The organism is Bacillus cereus group sp. BfR-BA-01355 (assembly GCF_022663675.1).
Taxonomy (GTDB): domain Bacteria; phylum Bacillota; class Bacilli; order Bacillales; family Bacillaceae_G; genus Bacillus_A; species Bacillus_A thuringiensis_S.
On sequence record NZ_JAKUFY010000014.1, the window covers coordinates 49,615 to 70,989 of the forward strand.

Genomic DNA, 21,375 nt, shown 5'->3' on the forward strand with positions numbered 1-21,375 from the left:
TTCACTTTGACTAGTTAAACTTTATTACTGCCCTTGTTCCATATCATGCAATATTGCTCTATGTAAAAACTGTGCGTATTGTTCTCTCGTTACCTTCATAGACGGACCGAATTTACCTTCTCCGATTCCCATTGTAATACCATTTGTTTGTACTGCACTAATTGCATTCGTTGCCCATGAATTTGCTGAAACATCATTAAAGTTATGAGATCCCTTTGCCTGTAAGTCAAAAGCATTCGTAAGAACTTGTGCCATTTCCGCACGCGTTAACGTCGCCTTCGGTCTAAAGTTTCCATTCTCGTCTCCCTGGAAAATTCCCATTTCCGTTAAAGCCAATATTTCCTCGATAAAGCTTGTTGAATTTTCATCGATATCTCCATATGGGTTTTCATATTCATCTTGTTCTTCCATATCAAACACACGGTAAATTAAAGCTGCAACTTGCTCACGTGTTACATTATCCCCAAAACCGAATATTCCATCGCCATATCCCAAAATAATTTCTTGTTCCGCTAAATCATGAATCGCCTCATATGCCCAATGCCCTTTTGGTACATCTTTAAATACAATTGTATTTGTTTTTTGCAACGGTGCACTTTCCGCTTTTACATTGTTACTCTCTGCTGAGAATAACACCCCACCCATAATTGTTAATGCTGTAGCTGTTTTTAATAATTTTTTGCTCATTACATTTCCTCCCCAATATGTATATGTTTTTTCAAATATACATAACAAATAGTATAGTAACAATATATTTTCCGACACATTTCGTGACGGTTTTGTGAATCATATTACACATCATGTCTTTTTTATGGGGTTGATTATAAAGCTTATGTATAACATTAAAAATACATAAAAACGAATAATAATTCTTTTTTAAACAAACAAAAAAGCACAAATATTTCTATTTGTGCTTTCATATTTCACTCTATCTCCAATCCTCTTTCAAATGATAATTAATAATCGCATTATTAATAAATTGAGCATATTGTTCTCTAGGTACAGGGCGATTTAATTCATACATGCCATTCCCAGTTCCTCTTACAACATTATTAGATTGTAGCGCACTAATTGCATCTTCTGCCCAGTGGCCTTTTGGAATATCTTTAAATGTATGTTTTTGCTTCGTTTCAAAAGTAAATGCTCGTTTTAAAATGACAGCCATTTCCGCTCTAGAGACTGGTGCTTTCGGCCTAAAGTTCCCTTGCCCATCCCCTGTAAAAACACCACGTTTTGTTAACGCCAAAATTTCCTTTTTAAAAGTTGTTGTACTATCAGAAATATCTTTATACGGATTCGCTACTGATCCTTCTTCTTTCATTTCAAGTGTTCTGTAAATAATACCAGCTACTTGTTCACGTGTTGTAAGATCACCAACACCATACTTCCCGTTTCCATACCCTAATATAATTTTATGATATGCTAAATCCATAATAGCGTCATATGCCCAAAACCCGTATGGAACATCTTCAAACACAATCATTTGTGGATACTCTTCCGCTTTTACAGGCGTCACATTCGTCCCTGCAAATATCCCTCCTGCCATTGTCGCAATCATCATTACACCCAATATTTTTTTCTTCATCGTCCTCTCTCCCTATTTCATTCAAATAAAATGAACTTCATTGTTTCAGGAGTACTATTTTTTGGTGAATGTAAGATAAAATGCAAATCTTCTAGAAGAAATATTTCCACTACCTTTCTGCTTTATGCCTCCTTCTTTCTTTTTCAAAAAGGAAGTTGTCACATCTAAGGTGTTATATACTAAAACATTCTACAATCTCTTTATAAACTCCTTTTCACTTTACAACTTCCCTTTATTGGCGCGTAAAGGAGATGCCTAATGAAGGTTACTATATTCATGATTTATATTTCAGAGGTAGCATTCCTCTCCACTGATAACTCGCCTTCTCTTCCCTTGCGAAAAGTTAGCGCCATCCCTACAAATATAAGGATAATCCCTACTACTTGCATACTAGTTGGTCTAAATCCGGTAAAAACAGTATCTAATAATATTGCAACAGCAGGATCTAAAAACACTAATACAGAAATAATTCTCGTCGATAAATGTCTTAAACTGTCAAAAAATAAGTAATATACAAATCTAGTATGTACAGATCATCACCTTGAAAATGCTCGAAATCTAAGAATAGTAGTAATAAAAAAAGCATCCTTTTTTCTTAAAAGAGGATGCTTTTTTATATTTATTAACACTCAAATATGCTACTACTTTTGAAGAGTAAATTGGCCAACTATTTGTTTTAATTTTCCTGCTGCGTTATGCATATGTTCAATTGAAACCGAAATCTCTTGAACAGATTTTTCTTGCTGTTGAATAGACTCTTTTACCCTATCAGTTCGGTCAGATGATCTTTGGGAAATTTGAGCCATGTCTTCTGCAGAAGCCGAGATTTCCTCACTACTCGCTGCAATTTCATCTGTAGACATAGATACCGTTTGAATTTGCTCAGATACTTGCTGTACTTTTTCTGTAATTGTTCCAAATACTTTTTCTGTGTGCATTACTACTTGTGTACCTGCCTGTACCTCATTATCTACTTTCCCCATCATATGTACCGTATGGTTCGTTGTTCCCATAACTTGAGTAATAAGATTCTCAATTTGTTTTGCAGAATCACTAGATTGTTCTGCTAATTTCCGCACTTCATCTGCCACAATTGCAAATCCTCTACCACTTTCACCAGCACGTGCAGCCTCAATTGCGGCGTTTAATGCTAATAAGTTAATCTGAGAGGTAATACCTTGCATAACATCAATGATTTTAACAATTTCTTCTGATTGTTCTTTCATAGTCTCTACTTGTTTCACACCGCTATGTACCGAATTTTGGATTGTATCCATCTGTTGAATCATTTGTTTCATTAATTTGTTACCATTCTCTGCATCTAATGCTGATTGAGCAGACAATTCATTTACAGAGGACGATGTATTGACTATACTCTGCATTCCTTGTGTCAATTCTTCCATCGCACCCGCAGTTTGTTCCATTGCTTGCATTTGACTCTCTGCACCATTTGCAACTTCTTCAATATCCATAGTGATTTTCTTCGCTGCACTACTAGATACTTCTGATGCAGATACTACTCCGTCTGCATGTTGGAATAAAAGCTGAATATTATTCTCTACTTCTTGCATATTTGTTCTTAGCCCTGCAATCATCTCGTTAAAATTACTTACTAATACACCTAATTCATCCTTAGCAGTATAATCACCATGTACGGTTAAATCTCCTTCTTTCGCTCTTTCCATCATACGACTAACCGTTTGTAAAGGAGCAACTATAAGCTTGCTAATAATATAACTTACTATACATATAACGATTGTAGTAACTACTACAAGAATGATAAAGGTAATAACGGATCGATCAATCATTTTTTGAGAATCTTTAAACACTTGATCAGCTAAGTTTGAAACATACGATTCTAGATCCACTGCATAACCAGCTAACTCTATTCCCTTCGGTTTTAATTCCTTCTGAAATTCATGTACCATTTGTGGCTCGTTTGTTGCCTTCGCCTTTTCAAATAATTTTTTATATGTATCTTTATAACTTGGTAAAGATTTCTTCATCTTCTGAAACAGTTCATCCTCTTGCTTACTTAAATTAAAACCATCATCATATTCTTTTAATAAAGAATCATATTTTTTAAGATCCTTTTCAATATTATCAATTATTCCCTCTTTATTTGCTACTTCATTTTGTGATGCCGTAATTAACTCTAATAAGTTATATTCTAGTGAATTTTGTGTGCGAAGCATTCCTTCTAATAAAATTGCAGAATATTGATAATCATCTACTACAACCTCTGTATCTTGTTTAATCTTATTAATAGAATGAATTGCTACACTGCTTATAATTATCATACCTAAAACTGCTAATGAAATAAGCGCTAATAATTTATATTTCACTTTTAAATTTTGTAAAAAATACATTTTTTCACCTTTATTCCTTTATATATAGATTTTTAGAATTTTATAGCTTATTATTTACAAAATCGCAATAAAAAACAATGATAAATATTCCCAATATGAAACTTATATCTCTATAAAAAAAAGTAGCATAATAGCTACTCCTTTTTTCTTTGTTTCTCATATTGTTCAAACGTGTGAATTCTTTCAAAAATTGGTGGGTGCGTGTATAAGAAAAATTTCACTAACGCAGGCGGATTGACTTGGCTTAAACTTGTTTTTGATAAATATTGAAAAGTTTTCACACCAGATTTACCATCCTTCGTCATATTTAAAGCATATTGATCTGCCGCTCTTTCTTCTATACGTGAAACGTAGTTTGTTGCTGGCTGTGCTGCAAAAGAGAGTACAGAAGAAATTAAGAAAAATAAAGGTAAAATGGAGAAACATGCTACTTTTGAAATTTGCAATGTATCTCCCCATTTGCGAATACACATATTTATAATACGACTAATTAAAAACATACCTATAAACGATAGCAATACATAACTTGCAACGCCAAAGTATATATGCTTCATAACATAATGTCCCATTTCATGAGCCATGATAAATAATATCTCTTTATCTTTTAACTGCTTAAGCGTTGTATCCCACATTACAATACGGGCGTTAGGACCAATTCCTGTTACGTAAGCATTTAATGCATTCGTTTTTTCTGACATATTTACTTCATATACGTGTTTAGCAGGAATGTCAGCTTTGTCTGCTATCGCTAAAATTTTCGTTTCTAATTCTTTATTTTTCAGCGTTGAGAAGTCGTTATAAAGCGGATCAATAACGACAGGCTGTATGAATGTTAAAAAGATTGTAAATGGAACAGAGAGCGCCCACCCTGCTAGCCACCACCTCTTCGGAAATTTACGGATAAGCCATAATAGAACGGTAACTACAATTAACATAGTCGCATAACTTTCCCAAAAACCGATAACATGATCTTTTATCCAGCTTTGTGTACTTTGTGTTGAAATGCCGTAATCAACGGATACTTTCCGGCCAATCCATTGCATCGGTAAGGCAAGCACTGTTGTCAGTAATGATAAATAAAAGAGATAAATCGCAACTTGCAAGACACTTATTTTAGTCGTTTCCTTCGACCATTTCTCAAACTTTCTTGAAATACCTAGCACAAGTACAAATAATAAAATAATCCATTCAAGAGGCGTCGCTAAAAAGTATAGTAAATTTTTCACGCGCGAATAATCTTGGCTTAGCGTAAGCTCTCTAGCACTCATAAACCTTTCTGGATCTGCACTTGTTCCTTTATACATGTCCGGAATAAGTTCATGATTCCATCCAAATAAATACCAATATATAAGTAACGCAAATCCAACGTACAAAAAAAGCGACCAACCAATAACCTTCCTCACGCTATTCCCTCCTCTATGCTGCCTGTCTATTATTATTGTAAGTTCGTACACGCTAAATTAGAACAAGCTTATTATGTGAATTGCTCTGGATCTTTTTATTTACATAAAAAAACTCTTCTACATAAGAAGAGTTTTACCTATCTTTAAACACTTTCTTCGGTTCATAATCCGGAAGCACTTACAAACCAACGCCTTTTACATATCAAATATACTCATAGTCTTGAAAGAATAGCGTCGTTATAATAAAGCGAAACTTTAATCAGTGGGGTCTTACTGCCCGGCAAATAGCGGGATAATCTTAAAAAATCCGATTAAAACTAGTACGTACCCTACTTGCTTTTTAGATAACATAAAGAGCCTCTTTAAGGAAGTACATCTATTAATAAACTAAAATCTTGTAAAGAGAAGGAACTATATTTCATAATACCCTGTACAGCTAAAAGTAAAATAAGACCGATCACACACATATAGTTAACGCTTTCTTCACTCTTTTTTTCAGTAACGACTCCACCACTTATACATAAAATCCCCAACAAATGGAGCGCTAAATACATGAAAAAGTAAGCTTCCTCCCAGCGCAAAATAACATTCACTGTCGTTATTAACACTAGACTAAGTAAAATCAAATAAAAAAACTTATTTGATGATATCGTTTCATTCATATAATTTTATACATCCCTTTCAAATTTAGAATTAATGATGTTTCAAAGCTATAAAGTAAATGATTGTTTTCATACTATAAAACAAAAGGAAAGCCACTATTACTTTCTCGAATACTTTATGAACCCACATATACTTCTCTCCATTTTTTCTGAAGATGCGCTTCATCATTTCTTCTACAATTAGACCAAATATTAGTACAACTCCTAATACAATAAGAAGAGAAATAATATTTTCTTTTAAATGATTACTAGAAAACAAATACTACAGGTTGAATCCAATTACAAAAGCTTTTATCACACATATCTGCAATAGACGTAGCATCTATAATTTCTTTTAATATTTTTTCAACCGTCTTCTTCATCTTATTTACTCCCGACTACATCTGAAAAGCTCTTTTCCTGCTCTGCATATATAACTGGCACTTCTTTACTCCAATACTTGCGATTAACAAATAAAAAGATAAGTACTAAGTTTAATCCCGTTATAAATATAATAAGTCCAGGAAAGAATGTCGTATAATTTGAGAAGTCTGCAAAACTCATAATTTTTTCTCTACTTATTAAAAAAGACGCGCCCATTACAAATGCATTGTTTAACATATGTATTGCAATTGGCATGAGTAAACTTTCCGTACGAATATATACGATCGACAATACGATGCTGAATATGGCTGCACCGAGGAAATCAACATGTAACAATGCAAACAATATTGCTACAACGATGGTCGCTATGCTCGTTCCCCATTTTGTTGCAAAGCGTTGAAGTAAAAATCCGCGAAAAACAAACTCCCCGATAATTGGTGCGATGAATACAACCCTAATGACTTGATATACATATCCCCCAGTACTATCTATAATCGGTTCATGCAATGCATTCATAATAAAGTCTGGTGTGATCCATGCAAAACTATACATATACAAAATAAGATACCCGTAACTAAATATGCATAACATAACCGTAATGTATAAAACTTGCACCAAGTTAAATGTTTCATTTTTATTAACAAACAATGAAAATGAAATGCGATGCTTTTTATACTCATAAAAAATCCATACCATCGGAAGGATATAGAATATAAGGATATTTATAAAAGAAGAATTTTGTATATGAAATATACTTGTTAGCAACTCGCCACTACTTCTCGCTATTAAAATTAATAGTGCAAATACAATTAAAAAATATCTAGCTCGCATCACTTGAAACGGATTCACACTCATCTCCTCCCCTATGTTACTTTTATCATATCATTTGATTCTTAATTTTTTGCGAAAGAAAACCTTAAAATTTCCTTAAAAATTCCATAAGTTACAAAAGAATGATATGATATTCGAGAAAATTAGGAGGGATGTTTATGTACCAAGCAAATATTTTACTCGTTGATGATGAAACAGCAATTTTACAATTACTAACTACCATTCTTGAAAAAGAAGGTTTTTCTCATATTACAACTGCAACATCAGCTGAAATAGCTTTATCTCTAACTAAGGAAAACAATTACGATTTAATTATTTTAGATGTAATGCTTCCTGGACAATCTGGTTTTGATATTTGTCCAATCATTCGCCAACAAACAGATTGTCCCATTTTCTTCCTATCAGCAAAAGCATCTGATTTAGATAAAATATCTGGATTTTCATACGGTGCGGATGATTATATTACGAAGCCCTTTAATCCATTAGAAGTAGTAGCACGCATGAAAGCACAGCTTCGGAGACATATGAAACAAGCAGTACCGCACGAACAAAAATCACACTCGATTTCATTTGGAAGATTTGAAATTGATCAACACTCTGCAGAACTGACAGTGGATGGTCACATTGTCGAATGTTCCGCTCAACTCTTTCAACTACTACTCTTCTTTTGCGAGAATCCGAACTACGTATTTTCGAAAGAGGAAATATACGAAAAAGTTTGGGGAGCACCTGCCTATAATGGCGATGACAACACTGTTATGGTCCACATTCGAAAACTACGTGAAAAAATTGAACACGATCCAAGTAAACCAGAATATATAAAAACTGTTCGCGGCCTTGGTTATAAGTTCGTTACAAAGTAGGGTGACGATATGAATTTTAATAAACGACTTATTATTCAATTTATCATGCAACACGTTTTTGTTTTAGTTACATTACTTATCGCTGTAGTTGCTGCTTTTACTTATTTAATTTTTCTTCTTACTAGTACTTTATATGAACCTAACATTCCAGATTCTGATAGTTTTACGATTTCAAGATACATCTCTTCAGAAGATGGGCATATTTCATTACAATCTGAAGTGCAAGATTTAATAAAGGAGAAAAATGATTGGCTCCAAGTTGTAGATGAAAACGGAAAAATCCTCTACCACTTTAATACACCAAATGATGTTCCGAATGCTTATACGAAGACATCTTTAGTCGCATATATACAACATCATATCGAAAGTAATTATAAATTTACATATTGGGAAATTGAATTAGAAGAAAAGAAAGTACTTGTTATTTATGGTGGTATGTTAAAAAGCAATGCTTTACTAACAGCAATTCAAAAGGAGCATTCCTCTTTAACAATGGATTCGTTCACATTAACAGATCAAGAAAAACAGTTACTGTCTAAAGAAAAAGCAGCACTTCAAATATTTAATCAAAATGGCGAAGAGGTTTTTTCTTATACAACCGGAAAGAAAAAAACATTTTCAGCAATACAAATCGCCCTTAATGAAAAAGAACCTTGGAATCATAAAGAAAACACGTCTAGCTTTTACGATGCAAATAGTGGCAACCTTCTCGTTGTAACTGCAAAAAATGATCACTACTACCCAGATGACGAAATTGAAGATGTATTTACTAAGAAGTTTCTCATTGGATGCGGATTAATCCTTCTTATCGTATTTGTTTATTTAGTCATTCTTTCTATTTGGTATGGTAATAAATTCGGGAAACCGTTATTACATGCGATGCGCTGGCTTAAAAATATCGCTGGTGGAAAGTATGAAGAACCTATTAGTAAAAAAGGAAAGCCTGTCAGGTTCCGGCGATCTGGTAAAGAAAAATGGTCATTCCGTTTGTTTAGAGATGTGACAAGTTCACTAGAACACCTTTCTATTACACTCAAGAAAAATGATGCGATGAGGCAAGTACTTCAGCAAACACGAGAAGAATGGATTACCGGTCTAACGCATGATTTAAAAACACCACTTAGCTCTATATATGGCTACGCATTATTACTAGAATCGAATCAATACAACTGGACCGATCGTGATATTCAACAATTTGGTAGTGTTATGAAAGAGAAATCTCAATATATGACGACATTAATTGATGATTTAAGCTTAACGTATCAATTAAAAAATAATAGCCTTCCTGCACAGCACGTAAACGTTGAAATCAATCAGTTCGTCCAAAAAGTATTATTGCAATTTATTAATAATCCAACACTTCAAAATCAAAATATTGAATTCGTACCGAGCTCAAATAAAATTCAATATTTCATTGAAGAAAAATGGTTCCAGCGTATTATCGAAAACTTACTCGTAAATGCTGTAAAACATAATAACGAAACAACTACTGTCATCGTAAAACTATCACAAAACGCCAATTCCTTTATACTCTCCATTTCGGATGACGGAAAAGGAATGGATGAAAAAACGAAAGAACTTCTATTTGAACGATATTACCGCGGAACAAACACAGAAGAAAGCAACATCGGAACTGGACTTGGCCTAGCCATTACAAAACAGCTCGTTCATGCTCATAACGGGACAATTTCCGTTGATAGTGCACTCGGAAAAGGAACGACGATTATTCTTGTGTTTCCGTTTCGTTCGTAGGAAAGACGCTATGTGGCGTCTTTTCTTATGGGGAAGTTTGATGGTACATGAAATTATGTTACTCGCCTTTTATTCTAGCTTATTGCGATAGTTCGGCGGTATATGAAGTTATATCAGCGATTTTTAAGATATATCGAATTGCCAACAAAAACCAACAATACCAGTCTACTTCCCCTACTATACAAAGTAAAAATAAAACTATTAACAAATACATTTCTAAACTGTTATACTATAAATAGAAGTATAAACTAAATAAGTTTTGCATAAAATGAAGTAGACGAGGTGCTTCCAACACCCCGTCACTGCAACTAATTACCGCGAGGTGGAAGGTTGCAACTAAAGCTTATTTGCGCTTAGAAGACTTCCCACGCTTCGCAGGCAGACGGGTGGTCTTCTTTTTGCGCTTTTTTGCCGTTAATTTCTTAAATCCCAAAACTATACCTTCTCTAGCTATAGTTTTTGTGATTTCCAACAAAATTTGCAAAAGAAATTCCATACGATTACACCTCCTTACTCCATTAAATGAAGAAAGGGCATAACCTTCCACCCGCAATATTTAATTGCTACTTTATTTTACCATTTTTAAATGTATTACAGATAAAACAATACAAATTTAACAATCCACTTATAAAAAAAGCGAACCATCTCCCAATGATTCGCTCTTACCCTATTATTTTTTCTTCACCGGTATCCAAAGCTCTACTTGTGCAAACTCACTCTTATCTTCGTGGCAACGCTCATCGTACAGTTCAAACTCTGTAACTCCGCAATGTTCATACCCTGAATGCGGGAACCATTCTGAGAATACTGCATTCCAAGTTTGGTGAATAGACGATACCATTTCTTTATGAGGAACTTTCGGCGTTGTAAATACTGCATATGTTGCTGCCGGGAAAGTACGCTTTGCAATTTCATTTGGTACATTTTCAAAGTCTGTAACTTCCATTCCGATAATATAAGTGAAATCGCCTGTTTCTAAATTAAAATCAGTACATAATCCAAGCTCTACCCATTGGCTCGTATCTTTACGATTCGGAATCGTTGTTCCAAGATCTTTTTGTAAATATTCTTGCCAAAATGCTGGGATGTCTTGATGGTTTTTCCCTTCTTTACTTGTCGTCTTCAGTTCATAACCTGCCATTAAAAATTCTGGTTTATTTACAATACGATATTCCATTTGTATGCCTCCTAAATACGGATTTAATTTTCTTTGCTTTACATTCACGCTGTAATACATCGGTGTTTCAATTTCTTGTTTTCGATATTCACTCGGTGTCATTTGAAATAATTTCTTAAAGGCTCTCGTGAACGTTTCGTGAGATTGAAAGCCATGCTCAAATGCGATATCAATAATTTTTTCATCCGTATGAGAAAGTTGATAAGCTGCCCGGGCTAACCTCCGCTTTCGAACATACTCCATTACTGTATCACCTACTAATGCCTGAAATACACGATGAAAATGCGACTCAGAAAAACCTGCAATACGTGCTAAATTACGCAGCGTCTGTTTTTCCATTACATCTTCCTCAATATAATCAATTGACCTTTGAATTTGTGTTTCATAGCTTTCCATCTCTGTTCACCCGCCTTATATGTATTATGATAAAAGAGAACACAATCCAATTCTTGACGTTTTTTACTATAATTCCATAAAAAATTGTAACTTTTTTATATGTATTTCGTTGTTATGTATGAAGGGAGGGAAATGTAGTGAAACGCAAACAATCATTAGAAGACATTTACTCCGAGCATATGCAAGATTTATTTCGCTATCTTCTCTCCCTAACCGGAGATTCCCACTATGCGGAAGATCTCATGCAAGAAACATTTTACCGAATGCTCGTCCATATTGATTATTATAAAGGCGAAGAAATTAGGCCGTGGTTATTTACAATTGCCTACAATGCCTTTATCGATTGGTATCGAAAAGAAATATAAAACAACAGAAGTTGCAGAATTCCATTTACCAAACGTTCCAAGTACAGAACATGCATATTTCGTAAAATTTGAGATTGCTAGTTGGTTAGAAAGTTTATACGCTCTTCCGCTCGAAAGACGAAATGCCCTGCTACTACGAGATTACTATGGATTCTCCTATAAGGAAATAGCAGAAATGACTGGTCTCTCATTAGCGAAAGTGAAAATTGAATTACACAGGGGACGAAAAGAAATAAAAAGCATAAAGGAGTGATACAGATGGGCTGTGCAGAATTTAAAAAACTATGGAAGAAGTATGAAAATGGAACGCTCACGCATGATGAACAAGAACTGTTAGAAAGTCATATTGAGTCATGTGAAGAGTGTGAAGCTTACTTAGATGAGCTGTTAACAAAAACAGAACCAATTAAGAAAAAGTTACCTCCAAAAGATCTTAAAATTCCTTTTTGGAGAATTAAGTGGAAACATCGTTTACAAACGTTTGGTTTTATATTATCAATTTGCATCGTTATCTATATAATCGGCGGGGTATTATCAGCCTTTTATTTTCAAGCTAATAATGATAAAAGGCTAAAAGAAATTAGAGAGGTTCCTTCGCTGGCACTTGAAGCAACTATCCCAAATAGCCGCGTTATGGGAGGCGGAACAAGTGTAGAAGCTTTTTTCCGTACAAATAGCCAATTTGATTTAGTAAGAACCGTCGGTAAAAAAGAAATGCCACTTGGTACAATAGAAACAAAAAGCTTCTTATCATCTGTAGATATCACGAAGCAAACTTGGATGAATCCGTTCTATCAACCAAAACTCTTCTTTGTTCATCCCAAAACAGAGCAGGGTGATTATTTAAAGGATTCATCAAAAAAAGTATGGGATACACTTGCAAAAGTACATGATGGAACCGTTGCAGAAGTAGCAATTTCTTTTGATAAAGCTTACACTTTAAAAGAATTAGAACCGCTTTTATATAGCATATTCGAGGCACAAGAACTCCCTCCAACTCCTGTATGGTACGCTTTAGATACAGGACAAGAAAGAAAAAATGTAGATGACTATATCCTACATGGCGGAGAAGCTATAGGGTTTCCAGAACATGTAAGATTCCTCGATAATGAAACTGACGGGCAGAAAACGCAAGAAGACAAAGTAACCGAAATGATGCGCGTCCTTTCTATCCATAAAAAAACGGTAAGCAAAATAGCAGCGCTTTCTGAGAAAGAACTAAACTTAGATAAACGTTATCAATATGTAAAGGATAACGGTGTAAAAGTATACGGAATTGTTATTACTGGCCCATCGAAAGAGTTATTAAAATTACAAAACTCCCCGCACGTACGTTATGCGACTCTTGGAGATATTGAGATTTGGAATTGGTTTGATAATTAATAAAAAAGAAGTAGCGCTCTAAAAAAGATGCGCTACTTCTTTTTTATTCCGAAATCAATTTCACATACATCCCTCTCACCGCTTTTTCATAAGCAATATCACTCATCTGTCTTATGTTTTCTGACACAACAGACGACTGAACGATTTTTCCTTCACGAAGTAACGGCGGATCAATAAGACGCACTTTATTTTTCTGATGTAAATCATAATCGTTTCTATCTTCTTTTACTTTTACATTTCGATGAACTTTGCTTAATAAAGCTTCTACTTCGGGGTCATTACATTGTTGCAATTTCGAAATAAGCTCCTCATCTTCAAGAAGAAAATCATCTGCATGAATAATCCTTTTATGAAGAGCTACCTTTAACGTTTTCGCTAACATATCATTTCCGTAAATATTCATTGGTTCCATAAAGAAATCGATTACTTCCTTGTAATACGTTTCTGTAAACCATTCTGCCATTTCGACACTTTGAACAACCATTTTCCCATCTACAGCGATGACATCTTCTAAAAAACTGTGAACTTCTTCTAAAGAAACATACCCATATGTATACATATCTCGTAATGTATAATCCACTCTGTCTGCGCATAATTCTGGTGCTGACCTTTCGAGTAACGTCCATTTCGAATCATCTAACAAAATATCTTCATAGTTATAACCATACTTCGCAAGAATCGCTGGAATTTCTGAGTTTTTCACAACAGAACTAAATATCTCTTCATGATAACTTTCATCTTCATTATCAAAAACGTAATCAATCACATGGGAAAAAGCAGTATGCGATACGTCATGCAGTAAACTAGCAATCTGTTCTTTTACTGAACCACCTAATTTTTTAACTAATAACATAACACCAACTGAATGATCAAAGCGCGTTACATTCCATTTCTCGTTCATTAAGTAACTTGCGCCATTTTGATGAATACCTTTTAGCCTTTGCATAGACTTACTTGAAATTAATTCTTCTACTACTTGATCCACTTCAAATTCTCCGTATAGTACATCTGATATGATCACTTACAATCCCCCTTTATTTTGATCGAGTCTTATAATCTTATCTCTTTTATGAAATTAGCACCAACATAAATATTTATTGTTATTTGTTTTTATTAAAAAAAATAGAGAGCCATCAGCTCTCTATTTCATAACCCCTATTCAAATGTAACTTCTACCTGCACAATCTCCGACCTACTACCAAGTCTAAGCGGTGGTCCCCAAAACCCAAATCCAGAAGAAACAATTGCGTGGAACGCGCCTTTTTGTGCGTATCCCCAGTCTAGCTCGTACATTCTTCTCGTTACAATATGATTGGGCGCCATTTGTCCGCGGTGCGTATGACCGGATAATAATAAATCTACACCTGCCGCTGCTGCTTGTTTCAACTCAAATGGCTGGTGATCCATTGCGATAACAGGCATCGATTTATCTACCGTACTCATTAATTGTTCAAAGCTTTGACGATCTCGCTCTGTTTTATCTCTTCTTCCAACGAGATAAAAGTCATCTTCAATTGTAATTACTTCATCTAAAAGAATACGAATATCAATCTTATCCATCTCTTGTAAAAACTCTGGAACCGCTCTACCGTAGTATTCATGGTTTCCTAATACGCCATATACGCCTAATGGTGCTTTCATTTGTTTCATGATTGGTCCCATATTCTTTTGAATGAACACACCTGGATGATCATCGATAATATCACCTGGCAGTAAAATAATATCAGGTTCCATCTCATTTACATGACGAACAAGTCTTTTTAAATGCGAAACGCCAGACAGTTTACCGAAATGCATATCAGAAGCCATCGCAATGCGTAAACTTTTACGCCCCTCTACCTTTTTCGGTATGTGCACCTCGTACTTTCTTACTACCGGACTATACGCATTAAATACTCCATACGCAAAGATAAAGATAAATGCAGCTATCACAGCCGCCCCTGTCCAAATAATTGCCGCTTCTTTCTCTGCTGAAAACTGTAAAAGAAAGACCATAATATTAGCTAATGGCAACAACATAAGCGCATATTGTATAACTGCAAACCAAATCGAACCTATCGTTCGCAGAAATGGCAGAAACTTAAACACTTGCACGAGAATGTACGCATATGAAATAAATCCGACTACGAAAGCGTAATATCCCCAAGATTCCCAGCCAAATACCGCATGAAGCCAAACCCAGCCGTTCCAGCCAATGTAAAACATAAGTAGTGTGTATATAATTAATATCGTAAATATATTGAGATAACGAAGATTCTTCACAGCCAGCCTCCTTATTGATTTCTTCTATTATAACTTGTTATGCACTTATAACGTAAATATTAAGCACTTCGCTCATCATAGTAAAAACCTATAGTTGTTAGACTTGTATCTAACAACTATAGGCACCATTTATATCAACATTGTTTTTACAAATGCTCTTTATAAAAACTTGTTAATTTTTCAACTGCAATTCTTACTGGTTCTGGTTGATCGTATAAATCGTAATGACTCACACCTTCCACAACAAGTAAATCTTTTTTCTCTGAAGCTGCTTTCTCATACAGCTCATGACCATCTTTATAAGAACCAAATGCACCTTGCTTACTGCCGACAATAATTTGCAGCGGCTGCGTTAATAACGTATCTGCTAAATGGAACGCATCAAAACCAATTACCGATCCCATACTCGTAAAGTTTAACTTATTTGGAGAGTTAACACTTTGCCCTCGCGGCGTTGTGTAATACTCAACTGCTTCTACAATATCTATATCGGTCATACCCGCTGCTACTAACTCTTCCTGATTTTTAGGAATCCAATTTGTAATCATTTCCTCTGCTCCGCGTACTTCAGCAGTACGTTGTTTACCAATTGCCTCTAACACACCAATCGGGTTAGACTCACGATTTAAACGACCGATATTTGCACCAACAACTGTACCAACCGCTTTAATGCGGCGCTCTGTCATCGCAGCATTTACCGCATAACCACCGCCTGCACAAACACCTAACACACCGATACGTTCTTCATCTATATAAGGAAGAGTAGTTAAATAATCTACTGCTGAGCGAATATCCTCAACTCGCGCAGCTGGCTCTTCAATATATCTCGGTGTACCTTCACTTTCACCTTGATATGACGCATCAAACGCAAGCGTTACATATCCTTGTTCCGCTAACTTCTCGGCATACAATCCTGCTGTTTGATCTTTACAGCTACTACCTGGATGCACACAAACAATCGATGGATTTTGTTTCTTTTCCTCAGCACCTTCAGGAATGTTCAAAATACCTGTAACTTGTAAACCTCTTGCATAAAATCTTATATTTTCCTTCGTAACTGCCATATATAAAACCGCCCTTATCTTATTATTATTATTTTTACACTTGTGAGAGTTATTACTCGCGTGTATATTTATAATAAAATGAGTAGAACCTTGTTTCAATGACCACATTTACGCATTTGGGTGATAATACACACATAAAGAAATATGTGTATCAACAACGGAGGAACACGATATGGAGAAAATCGATAGAAGAATTATAAAATCACAAAACGCCATTCAATCGGCATTTATAGAAATGTTAATTACAGATGGATTTGATGAAATTACAGTTAAAAACATTACCGAAAAAGCAAACATCGGAAGAAAAACGTTTTACTTACACTATCTAGATAAGTACAATTTATTAGATAAAATTGTGGACGATCATTTAGACCAATTAAAAGAAATATGCTACGAGAAGCAAAACAAAGAATTTATAGAAGGAACAATCATATGGTTTGAATACTTCAAAGAACACAAACCATTTTTTGCGGCACTATTTAGAAGTAACAGCACCTTATCATTTCAAAAAAAGTTCCTAACGTTCATCATGAGTGAACTAGAGAAAAAACTAAATGCAAATACTTCAGTCAATAAAAACATTGATAAACATATCGTTTTAAAATTTTTAGGAACAGCTGTCATGGGCATTTTGGAATCTTACGTATTGGATGAAATTGATGATGATATTGAGTATATCGCGACACAGGTTGGGGAATTGATGAGGAGGAATATATAATGGTTATGAAAAAATGTACCCAGATTGTTGGGTGCACTTTTTATATTTTAATGCCTTTATTTTAATCCATAATATTCCTTGATATCATCATCCAAATCATCCCATGCTACGGACATGATTGGGTATGTATTCTTCGATTGTACTTCTATATTTTTATATACGAGGTGAACACGTTCTTTCGGATAGCTGTTTTTCTTTAGCGGAAAAACTTCTATATACTGTTTTCCCTTTTTAAAATATTGATTTAATCCTTCTTTTAGTTCCAGCGAGAGAATTTCACCTTCATAGTTCTTTGATAACTTGATTTTTTATATAGAGATTCCTTTCCTTATTACCTATCCACTTTGCTGCCTTCTTACCATATTTAACACCTTAAAATACTGCTAATTTTCCGCCGGCACTTTCTCATATTTCATCTTCGTACGGTTACCCACTTGGTCATATTCATAGCGTCCAGAAAGTAGAATACTATTCAATGTACTTACTATTACATCTTTCATTTTATTTACGTGGTCATAGTTAAAGGTTGCACCAGTACCGAAAAAAGCAATCCTTCTTAAAAGGAAAGTTTGCTTATATATATTTACATAATCTTCATTTGGAAAACCCAAATTTAAAATCAAAATTCCGAATTATAGGCATTTAAATCCCTAGCTTCTTTAAAGTAATTTCTAAATTTATCATTAATATTTATATCATTACTTAATAACAACATCAAACTGGAATCCCAACAAACAATTTCAAGTTTTGCTTGAGGGTGCTGAATATTTGGAATTGGTACCCAGAGCCCTTCGTTTCCATTTGCATAGGGCTCTACAAGCAAATTATTAATATCAATGTTTATAGACTTATCAAACGCAGATAGTACGCCCCAAATAAATTGAGGATTATATTTCTTTACGAGATTTGAAAGATCTTCACCTGCTATCCAAACTATTGGATGCGACATTTTAGGATAATCTCGGATAAGTTTCTCTTCCTGATGTGCGACAATCTCTATGTCTGTTATAAGCCAATTAAACTCTTTTTCCCTACCTTGAAATGAGTCAAAAACGGAAGCTAAAACTGTATGTTTAGATCCATGTAAAATGAAGTTCATATAATCCCTCCAATTAGTAACAATCGATAAGTTAGCCTTCTTGAACTTATTATGTATAGATGATTAAACAAATACCAATGAATACTGCTACTATACACAATATAATAGTTGTTGCAGTATCTAGCAAAATGCTTACGGCTAGGAAAATTATTGATTTAAGAGCAAAAGAAGGCCCTTTTTCTTTCCATTTCCGATAGATTTGTATCATTGCATAAATTAATGGAATCATACCACCTATAATCAGAATAATCCCTATTATTCCCCCCATGTTTCCCCTCCTTTTAAAGATTCGAATCAACAAATATACTATATAATCATACGTTCTCAAAATATATCCTTACATTTTTAGAGTTATTTTATATCCGCGAAACTCTCTAATCAATTAACAATATTTTATTATCTTCTTTGTTTGCTTGTTTATTTACTTTTCTTTGAACCAATGAGGAAACCCTCTACTCCAAATCTCGCCCCATGTAATAGCATTGCTCCCAATCCATTTAACGATTGATAAAATAAGACAAGGGCTTTTTTGGAATCATCGGTTAAACTTGCAATTTAGTTGGAGAAAGAACAAACTGATGATGCGGAAAAACATAGTATATAGAAGACTATGTAAGGAGTTTTTCATATGATTGATAACAGAATTTCGAAAGATTATGATCATGAAATAGATGATTCTTTAAAAGAAATTACAGATACAACCATCTTACTTAATTTTCAAAAAGCGATTGTAAGTTTATATCCTCATCTAATACCAATTCATGCTTTTGCCTATGACGCATGGGATGATATTGTAATGCCATTGTTTTATGAGATGGTATATAAAACCTTTGCTTTTAAATACGGGATAGATATTAACTTTAAAGAAACTCATACCTATATGTTTTCACTTAATAGTTATAAAGGGATACATCACATCGAGTGTGTTCCAAAGTGCACGACATTTAAGATTTATATTAACGAAGAATGGATTGAAATGGATAATAAAAGTTTGAAAGAAAATGTATTTGTATTTAAGTCATTTGGGGATGGATTGCATTTTCTAACTGGTGGAATTGAAATTGTAGATGCTTATCGTGTAGGATTTGACCTTGTTGAGGTTGATATTGTTTCTACCATAACAGGTCTTCCATCTAAAACAAGTATTTTTATTGATAAAGAGCATGTAGACTTTGTGTTTGTTGCAGAAACATATGATACAAATATCCAAAATTAAAAATTTCATGTAAGAAAGTAGGAAGAATATCTTCATTACTACTAGTACCAAATAGTTATTTGAACACGCTCCGCTATTATATATACAAACTTCCTACTACATTTCATATGAGAAAAAGTTATTACGATAAACAAAGAAAAGGTCTCCTAAAATATATTTTAGGAGACCTTTTCTTCATTACACTTGCATCGCTTTCTCTCTCAATGCTCTTCTTAACAATTTACCCGTCGTATTCTTCGGCAATTCTATTAAAAACTCAATGCTTTTCGGCACTTTATATTTCGCTAAATGTAACGTACAGTAATGCATTAGTTCTTCTTCTGTTACGTTTGCTTGCTTCAAAACGACGTACGCTCGCACAGCTTCTCCTAAGTTTTCATCAGGAACACCGATTACAACAACTTCAGCTACTGATTGGTGCGTATATAATACTTCTTCTACTTCACGAGGATATACGTTATAACCGCCAACTAGGACGATATCTTTTTTACGATCAACGATATAGAAGTAACCTTCTTCATCCATTTTCGCTAAGTCACCTGTATATAGCCAGCCGTCTTTCAATGTCGCAGCTGTATCTTCTGGTGCATTATAGTATCCTTTCATAACGTTAGGTCCGCGAACGATTAATTCGCCGACTGCGCCGACAGGTACTTCTTCCCCAAGTTCATTTACAATTTTATTTTCTACATGCCAAATATTTGTGCCAATTGATCCTGGTTTACGAGGACGATCTAGCGGGTTGAAACAAGTAACTGGTGATGCTTCTGATAAACCGTATCCTTCTGAAACAATAACGTTAAAACGTTTTTCAAAGTTTTGCAGAAGAGCAACAGGCATCGATGCACCACCGGAAATACAAAGGCGAAGCGTCTTCACATCTTCTGCGCTTGCTTCTTCAAATAAATATAAATAATTGTACATCGTCGGTACGCCAGCAAAGATCGTTGGTTCGTACGTACGACAAATACGGAATACTTCTTTCGGACTAAATTTCGGTAACATTAAAATCGTTGCTCCGTTCACAATCGGTGCATTTACCGCAACTGTTAAACAGAATACATGGAACATTGGCAGTGCCGCAACGACGCGATCGTCAGCAGTAAATTGTAAATAAGACGCAACATCATTCGCATTACTATATAAATTTTTATGTGTGAGCATAGCGCCTTTCGGTTTTCCAGTTGTACCTGAAGTGTATAGGATAACCGCTACATCCTCTTCATCTAGTTCAGGGCCTTCGTATTGTAAATCTCCAGCCCCCACAAAACTAGTAAACGTTTTCATTTTTTCGGTTTCTGTATGGTTAAAATCTGATGAGGTTTCGCATATGATGATGTTTTCTAATGAAGGAAGTCTTGTTGTAAGAGATTGTATAACAGGTAGAAGGACGTCGAGTACGATGATTGTTTTTACATCTCCATTTTGTAAAATGTAATGCATTTCGTCTGCTGTATAAATTGGATTAACTGGAATAACAGTTGCTCCGGCTTTCATTGTTCCGTATAAACCGACCAAAAAATGTGGTGAGTTCCCAACAACTAATGCGACATTGTCCCCTTTTCCAATGCCCATTTCTGCTAAATTGCCAGAAAACCTTGTGACCATTTTGTTTAATTGGTCATATGAGACCGACTGATCCATAAATATATAAGCCGGTTTATCCCCCTTCTTTTTTGCCGTTTCAGCCAAAGATTGAACGAGATTCACAAAAACCCCACCTTTATAAAATTTAGAATATTTAAAAATTCTAAATTAATTATATTAAAAGAAAATTAAAGTGGCAAGTGATATTCTATTAACTGCATATAGACAGATCACCTACTCTTAGTTTACTTTGGAAGAATAAGGGGATTTTGTTTGCAAG

The 21,375-nt window shown here is 34.6% G+C and carries 20 protein-coding genes and 4 pseudogenes; 6 read left to right on the forward strand and 18 right to left on the reverse strand.

The genetic code is table 11. The features are described from left to right. Positions 1-24 precede the first annotated feature (24 nt). The 9 genes and pseudogenes from MR167_RS07140 to MR167_RS07175 form a co-directional block, all read right to left on the reverse strand. Positions 25-687 carry an S-layer homology domain-containing protein gene (locus tag MR167_RS07140; protein WP_012614769.1) on the reverse strand — a complete coding sequence of 221 codons (663 nt, stop codon included), beginning with the start codon at positions 685-687 and terminating at the stop codon, positions 25-27. Between the two features lie 241 nt (positions 688-928). Beyond that, positions 929-1,585: an S-layer homology domain-containing protein gene (locus MR167_RS07145; protein ID WP_000727105.1), complete on the reverse strand. Its 657-nt coding sequence runs from the start codon at positions 1,583-1,585 to the stop codon at positions 929-931. A 281-nt stretch (positions 1,586-1,866) separates the two neighbouring features. After that, positions 1,867-2,168 (reverse strand): annotated as a pseudogene (locus tag MR167_RS33315) (EamA family transporter); the annotation flags it as partial. Between the two features lie 58 nt (positions 2,169-2,226). Next, positions 2,227-3,180, reverse strand: a complete 954-nt coding sequence (locus tag MR167_RS33660; protein WP_404978327.1) for a methyl-accepting chemotaxis protein — start codon at positions 3,178-3,180, stop codon at positions 2,227-2,229. After that, positions 3,175-3,954 (reverse strand): annotated as a pseudogene (locus MR167_RS33665) (MCP four helix bundle domain-containing protein); the annotation flags it as partial. The pseudogene MR167_RS33665 and the gene MR167_RS33660, both read right to left, overlap by 6 nt. A 134-nt stretch (positions 3,955-4,088) precedes the next feature. After that, positions 4,089-5,357 (reverse strand): M48 family metallopeptidase, encoded by a 1,269-nt coding sequence (locus MR167_RS07160; protein ID WP_242314264.1) that lies wholly within the window; start codon positions 5,355-5,357, stop codon positions 4,089-4,091. A gap of 362 nt (positions 5,358-5,719) precedes the next feature. After that, entirely contained in the window at positions 5,720-6,019 is a 300-nt protein-coding gene (locus tag MR167_RS07165) for a DUF2101 family protein (protein WP_001006051.1), read from the reverse strand. Between the two features lie 31 nt (positions 6,020-6,050). Beyond that, positions 6,051-6,381: pseudogene (locus MR167_RS07170) on the reverse strand (hypothetical protein). Between the two features lies 1 nt (position 6,382). Continuing rightward, positions 6,383-7,231: a CPBP family intramembrane glutamic endopeptidase gene (locus tag MR167_RS07175; RefSeq protein ID WP_001067992.1), complete on the reverse strand. Its 849-nt coding sequence runs from the start codon at positions 7,229-7,231 to the stop codon at positions 6,383-6,385. A 140-nt stretch (positions 7,232-7,371) separates the two neighbouring features. On the opposite strand from MR167_RS07175, the gene MR167_RS07180 reads away from it, so the two are divergent. Then, a complete protein-coding gene (locus tag MR167_RS07180) occupies positions 7,372-8,076 on the forward strand; it encodes a response regulator transcription factor (protein ID WP_000283858.1) in 705 nt (234 codons plus the stop codon). 9 nt (positions 8,077-8,085) lie between these two features. Then, on the forward strand, positions 8,086-9,828 hold the full coding sequence (locus MR167_RS07185; protein ID WP_001010455.1) for a sensor histidine kinase: 1,743 nt from the start codon (positions 8,086-8,088) through the stop codon (positions 9,826-9,828). 343 nt (positions 9,829-10,171) lie between these two features. Here MR167_RS07185 and MR167_RS07190 read toward each other — a convergent pair whose 3' ends face one another. Then, entirely contained in the window at positions 10,172-10,324 is a 153-nt protein-coding gene (locus MR167_RS07190) for a hypothetical protein (protein ID WP_000394945.1), read from the reverse strand. Positions 10,325-10,498: 174 nt separating this feature from the next. Then, on the reverse strand, positions 10,499-11,401 hold the full coding sequence (locus MR167_RS07195) for an AraC family transcriptional regulator (RefSeq protein ID WP_242314266.1): 903 nt from the start codon (positions 11,399-11,401) through the stop codon (positions 10,499-10,501). A 137-nt stretch (positions 11,402-11,538) separates the two neighbouring features. Here MR167_RS07195 and MR167_RS07200 point away from each other — a divergent pair. Then, positions 11,539-12,019 (forward strand): annotated as a pseudogene (locus MR167_RS07200) (RNA polymerase sigma factor). Positions 12,020-12,024: 5 nt separating this feature from the next. Then, positions 12,025-13,149, forward strand: a complete 1,125-nt coding sequence (locus MR167_RS07205) for an anti-sigma factor (protein WP_025966997.1) — start codon at positions 12,025-12,027, stop codon at positions 13,147-13,149. Positions 13,150-13,192: 43 nt separating this feature from the next. Here the strand turns inward: MR167_RS07205 and MR167_RS07210 are convergent, their stop codons facing one another. From MR167_RS07210 to MR167_RS07220, 3 genes are all read right to left on the reverse strand, one after another. Then, the gene (locus MR167_RS07210) at positions 13,193-14,170 is read right to left on the reverse strand and encodes an HD domain-containing protein (RefSeq protein WP_000587072.1); all 978 of its coding nucleotides are present in this window, start codon (positions 14,168-14,170) and stop codon (positions 13,193-13,195) included. 134 nt (positions 14,171-14,304) lie between these two features. Continuing rightward, positions 14,305-15,411 (reverse strand): metallophosphoesterase, encoded by a 1,107-nt coding sequence (locus MR167_RS07215; protein WP_000793748.1) that lies wholly within the window; start codon positions 15,409-15,411, stop codon positions 14,305-14,307. 146 nt (positions 15,412-15,557) lie between these two features. After that, positions 15,558-16,475, reverse strand: a complete 918-nt coding sequence (locus MR167_RS07220) for an alpha/beta hydrolase (protein WP_000301540.1) — start codon at positions 16,473-16,475, stop codon at positions 15,558-15,560. 172 nt (positions 16,476-16,647) lie between these two features. On the opposite strand from MR167_RS07220, the gene MR167_RS07225 reads away from it, so the two are divergent. Then, positions 16,648-17,193: a TetR/AcrR family transcriptional regulator gene (locus tag MR167_RS07225; RefSeq protein ID WP_098437611.1), complete on the forward strand. Its 546-nt coding sequence runs from the start codon at positions 16,648-16,650 to the stop codon at positions 17,191-17,193. A 383-nt stretch (positions 17,194-17,576) separates the two neighbouring features. Here the strand turns inward: MR167_RS07225 and MR167_RS07230 are convergent, their stop codons facing one another. The 3 genes from MR167_RS07230 to MR167_RS07240 are packed head-to-tail and all read right to left on the reverse strand — an operon-like array spanning position 17,577 to position 18,560. Beyond that, on the reverse strand, positions 17,577-17,816 hold the full coding sequence (locus MR167_RS07230) for a hypothetical protein (RefSeq protein ID WP_000602694.1): 240 nt from the start codon (positions 17,814-17,816) through the stop codon (positions 17,577-17,579). Beyond that, positions 17,813-18,292 carry a hypothetical protein gene (locus MR167_RS07235; RefSeq protein WP_001009366.1) on the reverse strand — a complete coding sequence of 160 codons (480 nt, stop codon included), beginning with the start codon at positions 18,290-18,292 and terminating at the stop codon, positions 17,813-17,815. Before MR167_RS07235 ends, MR167_RS07230 begins: the two co-directional genes overlap by 4 nt. A 49-nt stretch (positions 18,293-18,341) precedes the next feature. Further along, the gene (locus MR167_RS07240; protein ID WP_000508807.1) at positions 18,342-18,560 is read right to left on the reverse strand and encodes a hypothetical protein; all 219 of its coding nucleotides are present in this window, start codon (positions 18,558-18,560) and stop codon (positions 18,342-18,344) included. Between the two features lie 360 nt (positions 18,561-18,920). On the opposite strand from MR167_RS07240, the gene MR167_RS07245 reads away from it, so the two are divergent. Beyond that, a complete protein-coding gene (locus tag MR167_RS07245) occupies positions 18,921-19,508 on the forward strand; it encodes a hypothetical protein (protein WP_000566767.1) in 588 nt (195 codons plus the stop codon). A gap of 177 nt (positions 19,509-19,685) precedes the next feature. On the opposite strand, the gene MR167_RS07250 is transcribed toward MR167_RS07245, so the two are convergent. Beyond that, complete coding sequence (locus MR167_RS07250) at positions 19,686-21,218, reverse strand: fatty acid--CoA ligase family protein (protein WP_001055145.1); 1,533 nt, start codon at positions 21,216-21,218, stop codon at positions 19,686-19,688. Positions 21,219-21,375 lie beyond the last annotated feature (157 nt).